Annotated in this window: 18 protein-coding genes; 9 read left to right on the top strand and 9 right to left on the bottom strand. The window is 65.2% G+C overall.

What is annotated here, in order from left to right; translation table 11 throughout:
- Positions 1-5 precede the first annotated feature (5 nt).
- The 7 genes from A3736_RS15680 to A3736_RS15650 form a co-directional block, all read right to left on the bottom strand.
- Positions 6-656, bottom strand: coding sequence for a YoaK family protein (locus tag A3736_RS15680; RefSeq protein WP_067684853.1), 651 nt, complete (start codon positions 654-656; stop codon positions 6-8).
- Between the two features lie 52 nt (positions 657-708).
- The gene (locus A3736_RS15675) at positions 709-2,316 is read right to left on the bottom strand and encodes a cisplatin damage response ATP-dependent DNA ligase (RefSeq protein ID WP_067684851.1); all 1,608 of its coding nucleotides are present in this window, start codon (positions 2,314-2,316) and stop codon (positions 709-711) included.
- Between the two features lie 4 nt (positions 2,317-2,320).
- The gene (locus A3736_RS15670; RefSeq protein ID WP_067684849.1) at positions 2,321-3,352 is read right to left on the bottom strand and encodes a ligase-associated DNA damage response exonuclease; all 1,032 of its coding nucleotides are present in this window, start codon (positions 3,350-3,352) and stop codon (positions 2,321-2,323) included.
- A 78-nt stretch (positions 3,353-3,430) separates the two neighbouring features.
- Positions 3,431-4,933 carry an ABC transporter permease gene (locus A3736_RS15665; RefSeq protein WP_067684845.1) on the bottom strand — a complete coding sequence of 501 codons (1,503 nt, stop codon included), beginning with the start codon at positions 4,931-4,933 and terminating at the stop codon, positions 3,431-3,433.
- The gene (locus A3736_RS15660; protein ID WP_067684843.1) at positions 4,930-5,874 is read right to left on the bottom strand and encodes an ABC transporter ATP-binding protein; all 945 of its coding nucleotides are present in this window, start codon (positions 5,872-5,874) and stop codon (positions 4,930-4,932) included. The genes A3736_RS15665 and A3736_RS15660 overlap by 4 nt, the downstream gene beginning before the upstream one ends.
- 157 nt (positions 5,875-6,031) lie before the next feature.
- Positions 6,032-8,416 (bottom strand): ATP-dependent Clp protease ATP-binding subunit ClpA, encoded by a 2,385-nt coding sequence (clpA, locus tag A3736_RS15655; RefSeq protein WP_067684841.1) that lies wholly within the window; start codon positions 8,414-8,416, stop codon positions 6,032-6,034.
- 136 nt (positions 8,417-8,552) lie between these two features.
- Positions 8,553-8,753, bottom strand: a complete 201-nt coding sequence (locus A3736_RS15650; RefSeq protein WP_067684839.1) for a DUF1192 family protein — start codon at positions 8,751-8,753, stop codon at positions 8,553-8,555.
- Positions 8,754-8,851: 98 nt separating this feature from the next.
- Here A3736_RS15650 and A3736_RS15645 point away from each other — a divergent pair, with 98 nt between their 5' ends.
- From A3736_RS15645 to A3736_RS15625, 5 genes are all read left to right on the top strand, one after another.
- Positions 8,852-9,862: an NAD(P)H-quinone oxidoreductase gene (locus tag A3736_RS15645; protein WP_067685004.1), complete on the top strand. Its 1,011-nt coding sequence runs from the start codon at positions 8,852-8,854 to the stop codon at positions 9,860-9,862.
- A gap of 113 nt (positions 9,863-9,975) precedes the next feature.
- On the top strand, positions 9,976-10,890 hold the full coding sequence (locus tag A3736_RS15640; RefSeq protein ID WP_082851551.1) for a UDP-2,3-diacylglucosamine diphosphatase: 915 nt from the start codon (positions 9,976-9,978) through the stop codon (positions 10,888-10,890).
- Between the two features lie 50 nt (positions 10,891-10,940).
- Positions 10,941-11,990, top strand: a complete 1,050-nt coding sequence (locus tag A3736_RS15635) for a glycosyltransferase family 1 protein (protein WP_067685002.1) — start codon at positions 10,941-10,943, stop codon at positions 11,988-11,990.
- 122 nt (positions 11,991-12,112) lie between these two features.
- A complete protein-coding gene (locus A3736_RS15630) occupies positions 12,113-12,835 on the top strand; it encodes a DUF1013 domain-containing protein (protein WP_067684835.1) in 723 nt (240 codons plus the stop codon).
- A gap of 96 nt (positions 12,836-12,931) precedes the next feature.
- Positions 12,932-14,617: a long-chain fatty acid--CoA ligase gene (locus tag A3736_RS15625; protein WP_067684833.1), complete on the top strand. Its 1,686-nt coding sequence runs from the start codon at positions 12,932-12,934 to the stop codon at positions 14,615-14,617.
- Positions 14,618-14,663: 46 nt separating this feature from the next.
- Here the strand turns inward: A3736_RS15625 and A3736_RS15620 are convergent, their stop codons facing one another.
- Together A3736_RS15620 and A3736_RS15615 are read right to left on the bottom strand one after the other, a co-directional pair.
- Positions 14,664-15,059: a polymer-forming cytoskeletal protein gene (locus A3736_RS15620; RefSeq protein WP_082851550.1), complete on the bottom strand. Its 396-nt coding sequence runs from the start codon at positions 15,057-15,059 to the stop codon at positions 14,664-14,666.
- A 10-nt stretch (positions 15,060-15,069) separates the two neighbouring features.
- Positions 15,070-16,206: a M23 family metallopeptidase gene (locus A3736_RS15615; RefSeq protein WP_067685000.1), complete on the bottom strand. Its 1,137-nt coding sequence runs from the start codon at positions 16,204-16,206 to the stop codon at positions 15,070-15,072.
- Positions 16,207-16,479: 273 nt separating this feature from the next.
- Between A3736_RS15615 and A3736_RS15610 the strand changes: the two genes are divergently transcribed.
- The 4 genes from A3736_RS15610 to A3736_RS15595 all read left to right on the top strand — a co-directional run bounded on the left by A3736_RS15610 (position 16,480) and on the right by A3736_RS15595 (position 19,598).
- Entirely contained in the window at positions 16,480-17,175 is a 696-nt protein-coding gene (locus tag A3736_RS15610; protein ID WP_067684999.1) for a nicotinate-nucleotide adenylyltransferase, read from the top strand.
- Positions 17,176-17,278: 103 nt separating this feature from the next.
- A complete protein-coding gene (gene rsfS / locus A3736_RS15605) occupies positions 17,279-17,638 on the top strand; it encodes a ribosome silencing factor (RefSeq protein WP_067684829.1) in 360 nt (119 codons plus the stop codon).
- A gap of 241 nt (positions 17,639-17,879) precedes the next feature.
- Positions 17,880-18,299: a 23S rRNA (pseudouridine(1915)-N(3))-methyltransferase RlmH gene (locus A3736_RS15600; RefSeq protein ID WP_067684827.1), complete on the top strand. Its 420-nt coding sequence runs from the start codon at positions 17,880-17,882 to the stop codon at positions 18,297-18,299.
- 39 nt (positions 18,300-18,338) lie between these two features.
- Complete coding sequence (locus A3736_RS15595; protein WP_082851549.1) at positions 18,339-19,598, top strand: murein hydrolase activator EnvC; 1,260 nt, start codon at positions 18,339-18,341, stop codon at positions 19,596-19,598.
- The last annotated feature ends 39 nt before the right edge of the window (positions 19,599-19,637 follow it).

The following is a 19,637-nucleotide window of genomic DNA, read 5'->3' as shown; positions in this document are numbered from 1 at the left end:
GCGACTTATCCTTGCACGTCGTCGCTCGCTTCGGTCCGCCAGGCGAGCGCCAGCAGCAGCGCATTCGCACTCACCGCGACGATCGGGCCGATCGCGCCATCGAATGTGTGCAGCCACGTCCCCAGCACTGCGCCTGCCAACAGGCAGAGCCACAGGGCGCCGTAACCCGGCTTGATCCGATCCCTCTGCCCCATCATGTGGGCGGCGAAATTCTGCCCGATCCGCACCAGCGCGCCGGTCATGTAAGTGACGCCTGCGGAAGAGCGATCGTCGCGCAGAAACACATTGTTGACGAGGCCCATGGCGAAGGCGGTCGTAATCAGGAAACCCAGCGTGCTGCCGAGCGCATAGGCCGCCGCCGCCACTGAGACGAGCACGAGCGAGATCGCCAGCAGGATGGTGCGCGGCCGTTTCTCGCTGGTCCAGCCCACGGCCGCACCCGTCGTCACCCCGCCGAGGAAACAGGCGATCAGTCCGGCGGGGAGCAGGACCGACCCGATCCCGTCGAGCGCATTGACGCCTAGCTGCGTCGTATTGCCCGACATGAAGCTGACGAAGTAACCGTTGGCGATGAGGAAGCCGGTCGCATCGAGCAGGCCGGCGAGGCCTGACAGGCCGAGCTGGAGCGTGCGCAGCGGAGGGCGGTTTTGCGGCATATGTCCGCCAAAGCATCCGGCGGCGCAGCGATCAATCGCTTATCGCGGCAACTCAGTCCCGCACCAGCGCGCGCAACGCTTCCACCCGGTCTGCCTCGTGCACCGGTTTGTCCCAGCGGATGCGGTGGATGCGGGGGAAACGCATGGCGAGGCCGGATTTGTGGCGCTTGCTTTCATGCACGCTGTCGAAGGCGACTTCGAAGACGAGGCTTTTGTCGGTCTCGCGCACCGGGCCGAAGCGGTTGACCGTGTTCTGGCGCACATGGCGGTCGAGCTTCTTCAGCTCCTCGTCGGTGAAGCCCGAATAGGCCTTGCCGACGGGGAGCAGTTCCGCGCCCTTGTCGGGATCGCCGTCCCAGCAGCCGAATGTGTAGTCGGAATAGAAGCTCGACCGTTTGCCGCTGCCGCGCTGGGCATACATCAGCACGCAATCGACGAGCAGTGGGTCGCGCTTCCACTTGTACCAATATCCCACGCGCCGCCCGGCGATATAGGGGCTGTCCTTGCGCTTGAGCATCAGGCCCTCGATCGCATCGTCGCGGCTGCCTTCGCGGATTTGGGCGAGGTGGTCGAAATCGCGCGCTTCGACCACGCGGCTCAAATCGAAATGCGTGTCGGGCAAGCGCGACATCAGCGCTTCGAGGCGTTGGCGGCGCTCGGTCCACGGCAGCGCGCGCAGATCCTCACCGTCGATCAACAGTGCATCGTAGAGCCGCACGAAAGCCGGCGCTTCGGCCAGCATCTTCTTCGACACGGTCTTCCGGCCCAAGCGCTGCTGCAAGGCGTTGAAACTCGCCGCGCCCCCCTGCGTGACATCGTTGGCCTCGCCCCCCTGATGCGAGCCGCGCACGAGCAATTCGCCATCGAGCACGGCTGGGAAGGGCAGCACGTCGAGCAGTTCGGGGAAGGTCGCCGAGATATCGTCGCCCGAACGCGAGAACAGTTTCGTTTCGTCCCCCGCGCGGACCAGTTGCACCCGGATCCCATCCCATTTCCACTCCGCAACATAGTCCGAGAGATCGACCACCGTTTCCTCGAGCGGATGAGCCAGCATGAAGGGGCGGAAGGTCGGCAGATTCGCCATGTCGGGAGGAGCCTGCCCATCGGCAGCCCAGGCGAAAAGCTCGGCAAAAGGCGGGGCGAGCCCATGCCAATATTCCTCAACCTCCTCGACCGACACGTCGAAGGCTTGGGCGAACGCCGTCTTGGCGAGGCGGCTGGAAACCCCGATCCGCATGCCCCCGGTGGCGAGCTTCAGCAGCGCGTAGCGGCCCGAAGGGTCCAGCCGGTCGAGCAGTTTGGGCAATTCGACGAACACGCTCTTGCGATTCATCGCTTCGAGCAGCTCGACGGTCTCGCCGACGCTGGGAGGAGACGGCGGATGATCGGGGGCGGGCCACAACAGGCTTGCCGTTTCCGCCGTATCGCCCACGAAATCGCGGCTCAGCGACCACAGCACCGGATCGACGCGATCCTTCAAAAGATTGCGGATGGTGGAGGATTTGACCGCAGGAAAGTCCAGCCCGTCGGACAAGGCCGCCAAAGCCCAGCCGCGGTCCGGATCGGGTGTGGCGCGCAGATATTCCGCGATCAGCCGCAATTTCTCGTTGCGGCTGCGCGTATAGACCAGCGCGTCGATCAGGGCGGCGAATTCCTCCACCGCCTCAGTCGTCCTCGTCCTCGTACCCGACCATGGCCAGTGCCCGCGCCCGTCGCTGATGCAGTTGGCACCACCGCAGCAAGGCATCCTCGCGGCCGTGGGTGATCCAGGTTTCAACTGGATCGACTTCCTCGATGGTGCGCGTCAGCTCGCCCCAATCGGCATGATCGGAGATGACCAGCGGCAGCTCGACATTGCGCTGCCGCGCCCGCTGACGCACGCGCATCCAACCGCTTGCCATGGCAGTGATCGGATCGGGCAGGCGACGGCTCCAGCGGTCGTTGAGCGCGCCGGGCGGGGATATCACCACGCTGCCACGCATGTCGTCCTTCGTATGGTCGGACACCAGCCGCAATTCACCCAGATCGACACCGTGTTCCTCGTAGAGCCGACACATCTTCTCCATCGCGCCGTGAAGATAGATCGGATCGTGGTGCCCGGCGGCACGCAATTCGGCGATCACCCGCTGCGCTTTGCCCAGCGCGTAAGCCCCGACGAGGACGCAGCGGTCGGGATGGGCGGCCAGCCTGTCGAGCAGTTTCGCCATTTCCTCCGCGATCGGAGGATGCGTGAACAGCGGCAGGCCGAAAGTCGCTTCGGTGATGAAGATATCGCAGGGCACGATTTGGAATGGCGGGCAGGTCGGATCGGCGCGGCGCTTGTAATCGCCGGTACAGACGATGCGCTCGCCCGCATGCTCCAGCAGGATTTGCGCGCTGCCGAGGACGTGTCCGGCGGGAAAATAGGTCGCCTGAACATCGCCGGGCAGCTTTATCGTCTCGCCATATTCGACCGGAACGGCCTTGTGCGGAATGTCGCCCGCCTCGTCCTGCGTCCCGGTGCGATAGCGCAATTCCATGATCGCCAGCGTTTCGGGCGTGGCGACGGTCTGCCCGTGCCCGCCGCGCGCGTGATCGGCATGGCCGTGGGTGACCAGGGCACGCTCGACCGGGCGCGAAGGATCGACCCAGGCGTCGGCAGGCACGACATGAATGCCCCACGGTTCGGGCCTGATCCAAGAGAATGGGGCGGGCATGCCCGATTCAAGCGCGGGCGGGCACAAGCGTTCCCGTCAGGAGGTTACGCGGACATACAACGCATTCCCGTCAGGAGGTTACGCAGGCGTCCCTCGAAACCGTTCGACGATCTTCTTGAGGCTCGGCTTCTGGCCCGTCGAGAGCAGGCTGGCGCGGAAAAGGCGACCGATCAGCACCAGTTCCAGCACGATCGTCACCGCGAGCAGAATGCCCGATCCGACCATCTCCCACCACTCGATCCCCATGCCCAGTCGCGCCATCACGGTGAAGGGCGTCCATAGCGGCACCCAGGTCAGCACCTGCACCATCCAGCCCGAATTGCCCGCCAGGATCGCCTGGATCAGGAAGGTGATCGGCAGCAGGATCAGGAGCAGGACCGGCATCAGATAGCCCTGCGCCTCGCTCATCGAATCGACCATCGCGCCGATCGCTACGAACAGGGCCGAGATCAGGATATAGCCCGCGATGAAGAAGAACAGGATCGCCGCGATGATGCCGGGGCTGGAGACGGGCTCCAGCGCGGGCCGGATCAGGTCCGCGATCGCGCCCTGGGTGGCATAGGCGGCCACGCCCGCACAGGCGCCCCAGACGAGGATCATCAGCAGGCCGACAGTCAGCGAGCCCAAGAGCTTACCATACATCAGATCCTCGGGCCGAATGCAGGCGAGCAGCGATTCCAGGAGCTTATTCGAACGCTCCTCGACCGAACCCTGCAACATCCAGCTGCCCGACAGCATCAGGCTCATCATCAGGATATAGGCAAGCGCCAGCGGCACGATCGAGCGGACCAGCAGGGTTTCGCGTGCGCCGCCGCCGGGCGGAGGGGTATCGACCGCGATCACGGGCGCCGCGCTCTGCACGGCCGCTGCCTCGGCGGGCGAGACGCCCTGCGCCGCCAGCAGACGCGCGCGCAGGTCTACGGTCAGGACTTCCTGCATGGTCGATACGAAGCTGCCGCGCGGCTGGTCGGCGGAGAACAATTGGATGCGCGGGTCTTCGGGATAGGTTTCGCCGATAAGCACCACGATTTCGGGCGCCGTGTCGTCGTCCGCATCGAACAGAGCGCGCGCTTCGTCGCCGAACGCGTCGCCTTGCGCGGAAGCGAGGGCTGCGGGAGCGGGCGCAAACGCGTAATCGGGCGCGTCGGCTTCGAATTCGGGGACGCCTTCGGGGCGCACTGCGTCGATCTTCGCCAAGGCCGCGTCGAGGCCGCCCGCCGCTTCGAAGGCGGCGATATCGGCGCCGGTATACCAGCGGTCGAACTGTGCCCAGGGCGCTTCGGGGTCCGCGCTTTCGAGATCGTAGCGCTGGACGTAGCGCGAGAGGTCGCGCAGCAGCCATTGCGTGTCTTCCATGGCGAAGCGCGCTTCCAATGCCTCTGCGGCACCGCCGCCCGAGCGATCGACCACGGCGACCCGCGTCGGTTCGTCATCGTTTAGCGTTTCGGTGAAAATCGGACCGAGAGCGAAGGCGACCGGCAGGATCAGCAGCGTCAGCCAAAAGCTCTTCATCTTCAGGATCTGGCGAATCTCGCGCGCGGCGACGAGCAGAATGCCGTTCATCGAAGCCGACCGGTTCATGCCGCGATCTCCTGATTTGCCTTCCCGGCGCCGGCAGGATCCTCGCCCACCATCCGCACGAAGACGTCATGCAGGCTTGGCTTGTGTTCATCCCACCGGCGCAGCGCGATGCCGTTGGCGGTGCAATGTTCCAGCACGTCGGCAGCAGGCACGCCCGGTTCGAGATAGAGCGTCCAGTCGTGCCAGCCATCCTCGATGCCGTCACCCGAAGCCGCCCGGGCGACACCGGGAATGCGGGACAGATCCTCTTTCGCGCTGGCGATAAGGCGCGCGGGTAGAGCGGCTCGCGCTTCTTCCAGCGTACCTTCGAACCGCTTGCTGCCTTTCTTCAGCAGCAGCAGTCGGTCGCACAGCCGCTCGGCATGCTGCATCACATGGGTCGAGAAAATGACTGCCGCGCCGCGTTCGGATGCGCGCAGGATCTCGTTTTCCAGGAGGCCCTGATTGACCGGATCGAGGCCGGAAAACGGCTCGTCCAGCATCAGCAGCTCGGGATCGTTGACGAGCGAGGTCGCGAGCTGGACCTTCTGGGCCATGCCCTTGGACATATCGCCGATATCGCTTTTCGCCCGGTCCGCCAGATCGAACCGCGCCAGCAAGTCCATCCCGCGACGGCGCGCGGTACCTGTATCCATGCCCTTCAGGCGCCCGAAATAGATGATCGTGTCGATCGCGCTCATCCCGGCATAAAGGCCGCGTTCTTCGGGCAGGAAACCGATCGCCTGCGTGTTACGGCGGCCGGGCGCGCTGCCGAACACCTGGATATTGCCCGAGGTCGGGCGGATGATGTCGAGCACCATGCGCAGGGTCGTGGTCTTGCCCGCGCCATTTCCCCCGAGAAAACCGAAGATTTCCCCCGGCGCGACCGAGAACGACAGATCGTCCACCGCCAGAACGCCATCGAAGCGTTTGACGAGATTCGAGACTTCCAGAACCGACATCGGCGCATCCCCCTTGCGTGGCAGAGGCGTAAGACAGTGACGCGGTGCGCGCAACCGGATACGGGCGCGAACCCGTTCAAATGCAAACGGGGGCCGACGAATGTCGACCCCCGATGTGTTCAGGTTCCCGGCCCGGACTCGGGCCGCCTATCGCGGATCAGTTTTCGCCGTCCGTGTCGGTGCCGCTTCCGCTTCCGCTCGCATCGGCGGAGGGAGCTTTCTTCTTCTTCGCGCCGGTTTTCGATGCCGCCTTTTTCGTCTTGGGCGGCGCGGGCGTCAGCTCGAAACTGGGCTTGCCGTCCTTGATCGTGACATGGACTTCGCCCCCGTCGGCCAGTTTGCCGAACAGCAATTCCTCGGCCAGCGGCTGCTTGATCTTGTCCTGAATCAAACGGCCCATCGGGCGCGCTCCGTAGAGGCGATCGTAGCCCTTGTCCGCCAGCCAGTCGCGCGAATCCTTGTCGAACTGGATGTCGACATTCTGTTCCGACAGCTGGAGTTCGAGCTGGAGAATGAACTTGTCGACCACGCGGGCCACCGTGTCCTTGCCGAGATAGGCGAAGGGCACGATCGCATCGAGACGGTTGCGGAATTCGGGCGTGAACATGCGCTTCACCGCTTCCTCGCTCGCATCCTCCTTGGATACGTCGCCGAAGCCGATGCCGCTGCGTGCCATGTCGGCGGCCCCGGCATTGGTGGTCATGATCAGGACGACATTGCGGAAATCGACCGTCTTGCCGTGATGATCGGTCAGGCGGCCATTATCCATCACCTGCAGCAGGATGTTGAAGAGGTCCGGATGGGCCTTCTCGATCTCATCCAGCAGCAGCACGCAATGCGGATTCTGGTCGATCGCATCGGTCAACAGCCCGCCCTGATCGTATCCGACATAGCCCGGAGGCGCGCCGATGAGACGCGACACGCTGTGCCGCTCCATATATTCCGACATGTCGAAGCGCTTGAGTTCGATCCCCATGATCGAGGCGAGCTGGCGCGCGACCTCGGTCTTGCCGACGCCGGTGGGGCCGGAAAACAGGAACGAGCCGATCGGCTTGTCCGGATCGCGCAGGCCCGCACGGCTCAACTTCATGGCCGTCGACAGCCGCTTGACCGCAGAATCCTGTCCGAACACGACATGCTTCAGATCGCGTTCGAGATTTTCGAGCGCCTTCTTATCGTCCTTCGAAACCGATTTCGGCGGAATGCGCGCCATCGTCGCAATCACCGCCTCGATCTCGCGCGCGGTGATCTTCTTCTTCCGCTTGGACGGCTGCACCAGCATCTGCATCGCACCCACTTCATCGATCACGTCGATCGCCTTGTCGGGCAGCTTGCGATCGTTAATGTAGCGCGCGCTCAGCTCCACCGCCGTTTTCAGCGCGTCGGCGGTGTAGGTCACCTTGTGGTGATCCTGGAACGCGCTCTTCAGGCCCTTCAGGATCTTGATCGTATCTTCCACCGTCGGCTCGTTCACGTCGATCTTCTGGAACCGGCGCAGCAGCGCGCGGTCCTTTTCGAAGTGATTGCGGAATTCCTTGTAAGTGGTCGATCCGATGCAGCGGATCGCGCCGCTGGAAAGCGCCGGCTTCAGCAGGTTCGAAGCGTCCATCGCCCCGCCGCTGGTCGCGCCAGCGCCGATCACGGTGTGGATTTCGTCGATGAAGAGAACCGCGTTCGGCATGTTCTCCAATTCGCTGACGACCTGCTTCAACCGCTCCTCGAAATCGCCGCGATAGCGGGTTCCGGCGAGCAGTGCGCCCATGTCGAGCGAGTAGATTACGGCTTCGGCCAGCACTTCGGGGACTTCGCCTTCCACGATCTTGCGCGCCAGGCCTTCCGCGATCGCGGTCTTCCCCACGCCGGGATCGCCAACATAGAGCGGATTGTTCTTGGACCGGCGGCACAGGATCTGGATCGTGCGATCGACTTCCGGCCCGCGACCGATCAGCGGATCGACCTTGCCGTTTTCCGCCTTCTTGTTGAGATCGACGGTGAACTGGTCGAGCGCGGTTTCCTTCTTCCCGTCCTTGCCCTTGTCGGCTTCCGCTTCGGGTGCCGAATCTTCGGCATTGCCCTGCGGCGTGCGGGAATCGACCTGGCGGCCGCCCTTGCCGATGCCGTGGCTGATGAAGCTGACTGCATCCAGCCGGCTCATATCCTGCTGCTGGAGAAAATAGACCGCGTAGCTGTCGCGTTCGGAAAACAGCGCGACCAGGACGTTGGCGCCGGTCACGGTGTCCTTGCCGCTCGACTGGACGTGCAGGATCGCGCGCTGAACCACCCGCTGGAAGCCCGCGGTGGGCTGGGGATCCGCATCGTCGTCGCTGCGCAGCGACTGATATTCCTGTTCCAGATACTGGCGCACCACTGCGGTCAGCTCGCTCAGATCGACGCCACAGGCATTCAGCACCTGCGCGGCATCTTCATCGTCGATAAGCGCCAGCAGAAGATGTTCGAGCGTAGCGTATTCGTGTCGCCGCTCGGACGCATCGGCGAGCGCCTGGTGGAGGGTCTTTTCGAGATTCTGGGCGAAACTGGGCATTCGGGGTCTTTCAGTGCGAGTCCGCAAGAAGCGCGGAACGGGGACAGGCTAGACGACCGAGATGAGCCGCCGCTGTATCGGATGGAACCAATATGGGAAGCATTGCGGCGATTGTGAGTCCGCGCCCCATTCCCGATCAATCCTTGGCACCGAACAGGGCGTCGGCGGCGGCGCGGTGCGCTCTGGCACTCTCGCTGTGGCGGCGCACCCGAGCGATCTCGGTTTCGAGCAGCACGATCCGTTCCGCCAGCTCGTCCTGCGAATAGGGCGCCAGATCCTCGCTGGCGAGGAGGGAGGCGGCATCGCCTCTGCGCTTGGGCCGGTCGTCGTCGTCCATCGAGCATCGTTCTCGCAAGCAAGGTCGGTTGCTGTCAAACGAAACGCGCGATAGACGAGGACGCCGGGGGCAGTGGATTGGCAAAAATGGGGATTGAAATGGGTGCGAGCCTACCCGAACGGATGACGGCGATGGGCTTCGACGAGCCCGGCGGGCCGGACGTGCTGCGGGCCGAGGATTGCCCCGTGCCGCAGCCGGGCGCGGATCAGGTGCTGATCCGGGTCAGCCATGCGGGAGTCAACCGGCCCGACGTGATCCAGCGCAAGGGGCTCTATCCGCCGCCTCCCGGCGCTTCGCCGATACCGGGCCTGGAAATTTCCGGCACTGTGGTCGCGATAGGGACCGGCGCGCCGCCCGAACTGCTCAATCAACAGGTCTGCGCGCTGGTGTCGGGCGGGGGCTATGCCGAATATTGCCTCGCACACGCGGCACATTGCCTGCACGTGCCCGATGGCATGTCGATGGCGGAAGCCGCCGCCATTCCCGAAACGCTGTTCACCGTGTGGCACAACGTATTCGAGCGCGGCTGGGCCCGGGATGGGGAAACCCTGCTGGTCCATGGCGGGACCAGCGGGATCGGCACGATGGCGATCATGCTGGCCAAGGAATTCGGCCTTACGGTGCTGACCACGGCGGGCAGCGACGAAAAATGTGCCGAAGCGCGCGAAGTCGGCGCGGATCTGGCGATCAATTACAAGACGCAGGATTTCGTCGAGGAGGTGCGCAAGGCCACCGATGGGCGCGGCGCGGACGTGATCCTCGACATGGTGTCGGGCGATTATGTGCAGCGCAATCTCGATTGCCTGGCGGAGGACGGTCGACACGTCACGATCGCGGTCCTCGGCGGGATGCAGGCCGAAATCAACATGGCCAAGCTGATGAGCCGCCGCCAGACCATGACCGGATCGACCCTCCGCCCGCGATCCGACGAATTCAAGGCGCTGCTGGCCGATGAAATCCACAACCACGCCTGGCCCCTGTTCGAAGACGGAACCATCCGCCCGGTGATGGACGAGACCTTCCCGCTGGACCGAGTGGCGGACGCGCACAGGCGGATGGAAGCGGGCGATCATATCGGCAAGATCGTGCTCAAGGTCGCGGACGACTGAGCCCTGGCGGCGGAGTCCTCGAACCGTCTTACTGTCCCCGTTCGGTCACCGCGCTGTGAATCGCCTGTAACATAACGGCGCTAGGCTTCCTGCCGAATGGTGGGAGAAACGCCGTGACCGAACTGCCGACCGATTTCGAGACCTTCGCGAAGCTGGGAGACAACATCGCCAGCTTCCCAGCGATCAAGCCCGCCGTTCCCGAACGGATCGTGGGCGAACGCCGCAAATTCCGCACCATCTGGATCAGCGACGTCCATCTCGGCACCAAGGGCTGCAATGCCGAGCTGCTGATCGACTTTCTCGACCATACCGACAGCGAGACCCTGTATCTGGTCGGCGATATCATCGATGGCTGGCGGCTGAAGAAGAAGGTTTATTGGCCCGCATCGCACAACGACATCGTCTGGCGCATCCTGAAACGCGCCAAGCGCGGCACGCGGATCGTCTATGTCCCCGGCAATCACGACGAGATGGTGCGACCGTTTTCGGGCATGAATTTCGGCGGGGTAGAGATCGCACGCGCCGCTTTCCACACGACGGCGGACGGACGGCGGCTGATGGTGCTGCATGGCGATGAATTCGACACGATCATGCTCGCGCATCGCTGGCTCGCCTTCTTCGGCGACGCGCTTTACCACGCGGCGATGGGATTGAACCGCTGGGTCAATCTGGTGCGCCGCCGGTTCGGCCTGCCCTACTGGTCGCTGTCGAAGGCGGCCAAGCACAAGGTCAAGAACGCGGTCGAATTCATCTCGAAATACGAGGAAGTGGTGGCGCGGGCTGCGGGCGAGCGGGGCGTGGACGGCGTGGTCTGCGGCCACATCCATACGGCCGACATTCGCACTTTCACGCAGGACGGGCGCACGGTCGAATACTACAATGACGGCGACTGGGTCGAAGGGTGCAACGCGCTGGTCGAACATTTCGACGGGCGGATGGAATTGCTCCACTGGCCAGAAGAAGTGGCGCGGCGCGACTCTGTGCCATCGGTCGCTGCGAAGGGCGATGCTGCGCGGGCGGCTGCGTGACGTCACTGGAGCGCCTCACCATTGCCGATGCGGCCTCACCTCAGTCCCCGATGCTGGCGGATGGCCCCAATCGCATCGCTATCGTGACCGATGCATGGCTGCCGCAGATGAACGGCGTGGTCCGCACCCTGACTACAACCTGCGACATTCTGCGCCAACACGGGCACGAGGTACTGACGATCTCGCCGGATCAGTTCGCGAATTGTCCCTGCCCGACCTATCCGGAAATCCGCCTCGCTTTGTCCGCGCCCGGCGCAGTGGCCGACAGGCTGCGCCGCTTCGCGCCGGACGCGATCCATATCGCCACCGAAGGGCCGCTGGGCCTTGCGGCGCGGCGCCATTGCCTGCGCACCGCAACGCCCTTCACCACCGCCTACCACACGCAATTCCCCGATTACGTGGCCCAGCGCACGCATCTGCCCGCCGAATGGTTCTGGCGCTACATCAGCTGGTTCCACGCGCCGGCCTGTCGCATTCTGGTCGCGACCGCGAGCATTGCGGAGGAGCTTCGCAGCCACGGCCTCGACCAATTGCACGGCTGGAGCCGGGGTGTCGATCTTGCGTGCTTTACGCCCGATGCGCCCCCGCCGCCGGAATATGCCGGATTGGAAGGGCCGATCCAGCTTTATGTCGGACGGGTCGCGCCGGAAAAGAACCTCGAAGCATTCCTTGAGGGTTCCTATCCCGGCAGCAAGGTCGTGGTGGGTGACGGACCCGCGCTCGAAAGCCTGCGCGCTCGCTATCCGCAGGCGCTGTTCCTCGGACGACGCAGCGGGCGGGAGCTGGCGGGCTGTTATGCCGCGGCGGACGTCTTCGTCTTTCCCAGCCGCACCGACACGTTCGGGCTCGTCATGATCGAAGCGCTCGCCTGCGGAACGCCCGTGGCGGCCTATCCCGTGCCCGGCCCGTGCGATATCGTGACCGATCGTGTAGGCGCGCTGGCGGAGAATCTCGACCGGGCGATAGCGGCGGCCCTGTTCTGCGATCGCAGGGTCTGCGCGCGATACGGCGCGAGTTTCAGCTGGGGTGCCGCGACCGCGCAATTCCTGAGCGGGCTCGCCTCGCTGGAAGTTTCGGACGAGGCATACGCGCTGGCCTGAACCGGGCGGCACGAACACGCCGCGCTTGCGGACAAAGCCGGTTCGGCCTACAGGATACGGGCAACGGCCGCTCCGCAAGGGGCGGCCCTTACTATTTCAGGTCTTCAGAAAAGGCGCCGAAAATGGCCGACCAACCCAAGCCCCTCATGCCGCATGCGACCGCCACCTGGCTGGTCGACAATACTGGCCTCAGCTTCGAACAGATCGCAGAATTCTGCGGCCTGCACATTCTCGAAGTCCAGGCCATGGCAGACGATCTGGCAGGCGCGAAATACACCGGGCGCGATCCGGTCCACGCCGGCGAATTGACGCAGGACGAGATCGAGAAAGGCCAGCAGGACAGCACCTATTCGCTCAAGATGCAGCGCGCGCCCGTCGCGGTCAGCCGCACCAAGGGCCCGCGCTACACGCCCGTGTCGAAGCGTCAGGACAAGCCGGACGGCATCGCCTGGCTGCTGCGCAACCACCCGGAAATCTCGGACGCGCAGATCGGCAAGCTGATCGGGACGACGCGCACCACCATCGGCGCGATCCGCGACCGGACGCACTGGAACATCCAGAACATCCAGCCCAAGGATCCGGTGACACTGGGCCTGTGTTCGCAGCGCGAGCTAGACGCGGTCGTCGCCAAGGCGGCCAAGAAGGTCGCGAGCACCGAGGAAGACGACGGCGAAACCGCAGCCCCCGCCATCGGCGAAGGCACCAGCGATCGCGAGCGTCTGATCGAGGAATTGCGCGCCGAACGCGCCGAAGAGAAGAAGGCCGCCGCCGAAGCCGCGCAGGAAGCGGAAGCTGCCGCCTGGCTCGAAAACAAGCGCGCGAGCGAGGCCGAAGCCGAAGGCTGACACTTACGTTTCGAAAATTACCGAAGGGCGGGAAAGTAAGCACTTTTCCGCCCTTTTCGCTTGTCAGCAGGCCCCGGCTTGCGCCATGCAACTGACATGTCTGTCAATAAGCGCTTCCCAATCCCGTCCGGCACTTACGGCCACGCGCAACCCTGGAACAGCGCGATCTATGCCGAACCCCTGCCGATCATTTTCGAACGGCAGGCGAAGGCACGCCCGAACGCGGTGCTGGCCGAATTCATGGGGCGCGACTTCACCTATTCCGAACTCTACGCCGAGGCACGCCGCTTTGCTGCCGGGCTGATCGAGCGCGGGATCGGGCCCAAGGACCGCGTCGGCCTGTTCCTGCCCAATGTGCCCGCTTACGTCGCTGCCTATTACGGAGCGATGATGGCGGGTGCGGTGGTCGTCAATTTCTCGCCGCTCTACACGGCGGAAGAGCTGGCCGCGCAGGTCGAGGATTCAGGCACGCGCCTGCTGGTCACGCTCGATTCGCCGATGCTGCTGCCGACTGCGGCGGATGTGATCGACCGCTCCTCGCTCGAAACGCTGGTCGTTGCCCGGCTGGCGGACGCGCTGCCGAAAATGAAGAGCCTTGCGCTGCGCACGCTCGGCCGCAAGCAGATCGCCTCAGTGCCCTCGCGGTCCGATGTCGGCCAGTGGAGTGACTGGCTGGGCCGCGATACCGGCGGATTTCCCGACCTTTCCGCCGACGATCTCGCTCTGCTGCAATATACCGGCGGGACCACCGGCACGCCCAAGGGCGCGATGCTGAGCCACGCCAATCTGGCGAGCAATGCGATCCAGGTCGACATGATCGACCCGTTCGATCCCAACGAGCCGGACAGCGTGCTCGGCGCTCTTCCGCTGTTCCACGTTTTCGCCAACACCTGCGTCTTGAACCGCACGGTGGTGAAGGGCGGACGGATCGTGATGCTGCCGCGCTTCGATGCGGGACAAGTGCTGAAGACGATCACGAACAGCCGCCCGCGCGCCTTTCCCGGCGTGCCGACCATGTTCCAGGCGCTTCTCGACCACCCCGATTTCGCGAAGACCGATTTCTCTTCGCTGCAGATCTGCATCTCGGGCGGCGCGCCGCTGCCCGCCCCGGTGCGCGAGAAATTCGAGAAGGGCACCGGCGTGCGGCTGGTCGAAGGCTACGGCCTGACCGAAAGCGCGGGCGTCGTCTCCACCAATCCGTATGAAGGCACGCGCAAGCCCGGCACGATCGGACTGCCGATCCCGGCGACGCAGATCCTGCTGCTCGACAAGGAAGACCCGACGCGTCTCGCGCCCGATGGCGAGCCGGGCGAGCTAGCCGTGCGCGGCCCGCAGGTGATGTGCGGATACTGGAACAAGCCGGAGACGCAGGCCGACGCCTTTGCGCGCTTCAACGGCGAGGACTGGCTGCGGACCGGCGATGTCGCCGCGATCGACGAAGACGGCTTCCTCGCCATCGTCGACCGGATCAAGGACATGATCGCAGTTGGCGGCTTCAAGGTCTTCCCGAGCCAGGTCGAGCACGTGCTGTTGCAGCATCCCGCGATCAAGGAAGTGCTCGTGATCGGCGTGCCCGACGAGTATCGCGGCGAAGTGCCCGAAGCCTATGCAGTCCTGAATGAAGGCGAGAGTGCGACCGGCGAAGAGCTGGCCGCCTGGCTCAACGGTCGCATCGGCAAGCACGAGCGGGTCGCTCGCGTGGTGCTGCGCGACGATCTACCCAAGACCATGATCGGTAAGCTGGACCGCAAGGCGTTGCGGGCCGAAGTCCTCCCGAATTGAGAGAATAGAGCGCGGGTGGAGATCGTCTCCACCCGCTTGAATCGGCTCAGTTGGCGACAGCCAGCTTCGGCTCGTCGGCCTTGGAGCCTGCGGCGGGCTTGGCGGATTTGGTCTCGCCGCGCGGAGCGAAACGGCCCTCGACCTGCGCGCCCTGTTCGATGGTCAGCGCGTCGTAATGCACGTCGCCATCGATGCGGGCGGTCTTGAGAATGGTGAGATCGCGCGCCGTGATCGAACCGGTCACGCGGCCCGCCAGACGCGCGGTTTCCGCCGTCACGCCGCCATTGATCGTGCTGCCTTCGCCCTGGACCAGGGCGGAACAGGCGATGTCGCCTTCGACATTGCCGTCGACGTGAAGATCGGCCGAAGCCGTGATATCGCCCTTCACGGAAATATCCGTGCCGAGCACCGAGAAGGTGGAATTGCCGTTGCGGGGGGTCATGGCTCTCTCGTTATTGCTGCGCGCGCGGAGCGTCGCTGCGGGCTTTTTCGAGAACATCGGGGGCTCTCTCCAGAAATGTGCGGGGATTGACGGCGCGTCCGTTCAGGCGAACCTCGAAATGCAGGTGCGATCCGGTCGAACGCCCGGTGCTGCCCATGGCGGCGATGCGCTCGCCCGAGCGAATTTCAGCGCCGCGCTTGACGTTGAAGGCGGACAGGTGGGCATAGCGCGTGATCAGGCCGTTGCCGTGATCGATTTCGACCACCTTGCCGTAACCCGACTTCACGCCGACGAAGCTGACCCGGCCATTGGCAGCGGCCTGGATCGGCGTGCCGATGGGGCCGGCGAAATCGAGGCCGCTATGCATTGCGCCGCCGCCGGTGAAGGGATCGCGGCGTGGGCCGAAGCCGGACGACATGCGCACGACGGAAGCCGGCATCACCTGCGGGACGGAATCGAGCGTCAGTTCGAGCGCGCCCATCCGCGCAAGGCTGATGCCCAGGCGTTCGAAACGCGGATCGATCGGGCCGCCTGATGCGCTGACGAACTTCTCCAAGGGACCACCCATCGCCTCGCGTTCGGCCTGGCGCAGCACGGTGGCGGGGTTGAGGCCGAGTTCGCGCAGCGCCGCTTCGGCGCGTTCCGCCCGGGCATCTGCAAAGCGCGTCATCCCGTCGACGAAAGCGAGCTGGCGCGCTTCGATCCGGGCGAGGGCTGCGGCTTCGGGAATGGCGGCGCTGACCTTGCCGACCATCGCCTGCGTTTCGGCGGTGTCCTTGCCATCGGCCTTGCCGCCCTGCGTATGGAGATCGGAGACTTTCACGTCTTCCGGCAGCGCGGCGACCATGTCTTCGATGAAATCCTGGCGGCGCTGAAGGTCTTCGGCGACCGTATCGATATCGTCGCGATAGGTCGCGAGCCGCTCTTCCGAATCGGCGACCTTCGCGGCGCGCGTCATCAAGGCGGCGCGTTCGGCCGAAGCTTCGTATTGCGCATAGGCCATCGCTCCCATGCTGCCGGTCATGCCGATGACGGCGGCACCGATCAGCGCGGCGGCGCCGATCTGCAAGCGCGATGAAATGGTGACGAAGCGGACCTTGCCGTCCGAGCGCATGAAGAACTCGCGTTCCGGAAACCAGGCGCGCATGCGCTGCGTCCAACCGCGAGCGGTATCGTTCTTTTTCAAAGCGACCCCATCCTGTGTTGTCTTATACGATCCGCCGGGGTGCCTAGCGAGCGATCTGCCGGAATGCGAATCCATGACCCGGAAAATGGCCGAATCGACGGGTTCGCGGGATGAAGCGTTTTGGTTCCCGAAAAAATCGATAAAAAATCGGGAACGAATCGCGAATTTTGCGTTGTGTCTGGCCTCGCCAATCGTGTCCTGACAGCGATCGGGGCAGGTGATACGCTCCGTCCGATGGTTCCGAACGCTCCACTCGTCGCCGGCCTGCCCCGTATCGGTCTCTTGGGCGGCAGCTTCAATCCGGCTCATGGCGGCCACCGCCGCGTCTCTTTGTTCGCGGCACGCGCGCTCGGTCTCGACGAGGTGTGGTGGCTGGTCTCTCCCGGCAATCCCCTGAAGCCGAAGGAGGGGATGGCACCGCTTGCCGCACGCTATGCCTCGGCGCTGAGTCAATCTCGCCGCGCACCGATCCGGCCCACGGCGATCGAGCGGGAATTGGGCACGCGCTACACCGTCGACACGCTGAAAAAGCTGGTGCGGCGCTATCCCATACGCGAATTCGTCTGGCTGATGGGGTCCGACAATCTCGCCCAGTTCCACCGCTGGCGCGACTGGCGCGAAATCGCGCGGACGATGCCGATTGCGGTCATCGCGCGTCCGGGTTATGATGCGTCCGCCTTCGCGAGCCCCGCGATGGCCTGGCTGCGGCGCTACCGCACACCCGCCGCCGGTTTCGCGAACAGGGCCCGATGGAGCGCTCCGGCACTGGTAATCCTGCGTTTCGATCCCGACCATCGCTCGGCAACGGCCATTCGCCGCGCCGATCCCGATTGGTCGGCCCGCATGGCAGACACCGCCGGATACGACCGATTGCGCGACCGCCTGACACATCGCCCCATTCCCGCACAAGCATCGCGCGCGGTTTCATGAAGCCCATGACGCGCGCCTTCCCATCCTTCGAGGAGCACACCATTCCTTCATGCCCCAAGCCCACACTTCTTCCGCGAGCGAAGCCCGCACCAAGGCACCCCCGATGAGCGGCAGCGAAACCGATTCGCTGCTGGCGCTCGTTCTCGAGCATCTCGACGACGATCAGGCGCAGGATATCGTCACGATCGACCTCGAAGGCAAAAGCTCGATCGCCGATCACATGGTGATCGCTTCGGGCCGCTCGACGCGCCAAGTGGCCGCAATCGCCAACAAGCTGGCCGAAAAGGTCAAGCAGGCCGGGTTCGGTCCGGTGAAGCTGGAAGGCCTGCCCGCCGCCGACTGGGTGCTGCTCGATGCGGGCGACGTGGTGGTGCACCTGTTCCGCCCCGAAGTGCGCAGCTTCTACAATCTCGAACGCATGTGGGCCTTCGGCGACGCGCCGCCCGTCGCAGGAATGGCGTAGGTTTTTCGAACCCGCCTCCGCGGGTTCGTCCTCGGTGCTTTTCCTCCCTTCGGTCGGGCACCTGCGGGGCGGGCGCGTGCCCTTGCGGTCCGCTGGTCGCGGACCGTTCCCTGCCCATAGCGCTGGCTTGGTCGCGGAGCTCGGACCCGATAGGGTCCGCAAGGCCGACCGGCCGCCCGCAGCGCCGTGAGGCGTGAGGATATCGCAGCCGCGGAGGCGGCTGCGCAAACAAGGGTTCTCCATGCTCCTTCACGTCATCGCTCGCGGAAAGATCGCGCGTTCGCCCGAGGCGGAGCTGGTCGCGCGCTACGAGAAGCGGATCGCCTGGCCGGTCAAATTCACCGAACTGCCTGAGACGGGGGGCAAGGTCTCCGATCCGGCAAGCCCGCATCGCACCGTCCTTCTCGACGAGCGCGGCAGGGACCTGACCTCGCGCGAATTCGCCACCATTCTCGAACGCTGGCGGGACGAGGGCGTGCGCGAAGCGCGCTTCGTGCTCGGCGCGGCAGACGGGCATTCGCGTAAGGAGCGCGAGGACGCAGACCTGCTGCTCGCTTTCGGCAAGGCCACCTGGCCGCATCTGCTGGCGCGCGCCATGCTGGCCGAACAATTATACCGCGCGACCACCATCGTCGCCGGTCATCCCTATCATCGCGACTGAGCCCCTATCATCCAAGCGTAGATTGCGGCATCTGGCAGCATGATGCGCCCGGGGCTCGCCTTTGCCGTTACCGTTTTCGGTCTCGCCGGACTGAGCGGCGCGGCCATCGTGTCGAGCCCGATCACGGCGCAGACCGCGCTCGACGCGCGCTTTTCCGATGCGCCCGATGCGCAGCGCGCACTGGACCGGGCGCAGCGGCGCAGCGCGCAGGCGCAGAACCGGGCCGCTCGCTTCGAGGCGCGCGCGGCAAGCGCCAGCGAGGCTTCCGCCAAGGCGCAGGCCGAGGCCGCAGCGCTCGCCGCGCGGGTCCAGCAGGCCGAAGCCGCGATCGGGGTGGCGGAAGCGGAGCTCGCTCTGGTCCAGTCCGAAAGGCGCCGGATCGACCTGCGGCTTGCCGAGCGGCGCGAACCGATCGTCCGGCTGACCGGCGCCCTGCAGACGCTGGTGCGGCGCCCGCTGTCGTTCAGCGTTCTGGCACCGGGATCCCTGCGCGATACCGTCTATCTCGGCGCAGTGCTCGACAGCACGGTGCCGCTGGTGCGCGAAAGCACGGCCGATCTGCGCGCGGAGCTCGATCGGTCGCTGGAATTGCAGAACGAGGCACGCGAGGCCCTTGCAAACCGGCGCGGGGCCGAGCGGCGCCTGACCGAACGGCGAACCGAGCTGGTCGCCATGGCTCAGCGCGAACGCCTTGCCGCCCGGCGTGCCCGCGGGGCCGCCGATCGCGAGGAATTGCGCGCGCTGGCGCTGGGCGAACAGGCGCGCGATCTCGATGGGCTGGTGGAACGGCTCGAAGCGGTCGGATCGCTGCGCGAGCGGCTGGCGGCCTTGCCCGGACCGGTCTTACGGCCTTCCGAGCCGGGATCTGCGAGCGCGCGCGTGAGTGATCGGGCGGGCGCTACCCCGCCGACGCCGACGCCGTCCGCCACCGCGCCGCCATCCGATTACCGCCTGCCGGTCGATGGGCAATTGGCCGCAGCCTTCGGCGCGCCGGGCGAGGGGGGCGTGCGCGCGACCGGCCTGTCCCTTATCCCGCGTGCGGGGGCGCAGGTCGTGGCACCGGGCGCGGGCCGGGTGGTCTTTGCCGGTCCCTATCGCGGCTATGGACGGATCGTCATCATCGAACACGCCAATGGCTGGACCAGCCTTGTGACCGGGCTCGGCAATCTGGTGGCGCGTGTGGGGCAGGACGTGGTCGCAGGATCGCCGGTCGGCATGGCAGAGGCCGGAAATCCCACGGTTACGCTCGAATTGCGGCGCGGCGGCGATCCGGTCAATCCGCTCGACTACATCGACTGAACCGGCGAGCGGACGGGCCGGACCGCGTGGCGATCCTAA

The sequence above is a fragment of the Erythrobacter sp. HI0063 genome (genome assembly GCF_001635685.1).
GTDB lineage: Bacteria > Pseudomonadota > Alphaproteobacteria > Sphingomonadales > Sphingomonadaceae > Qipengyuania.
Note: the sequence above shows the minus strand (reverse complement) of the source record. Positions and strands in the feature narration are given on the sequence as shown.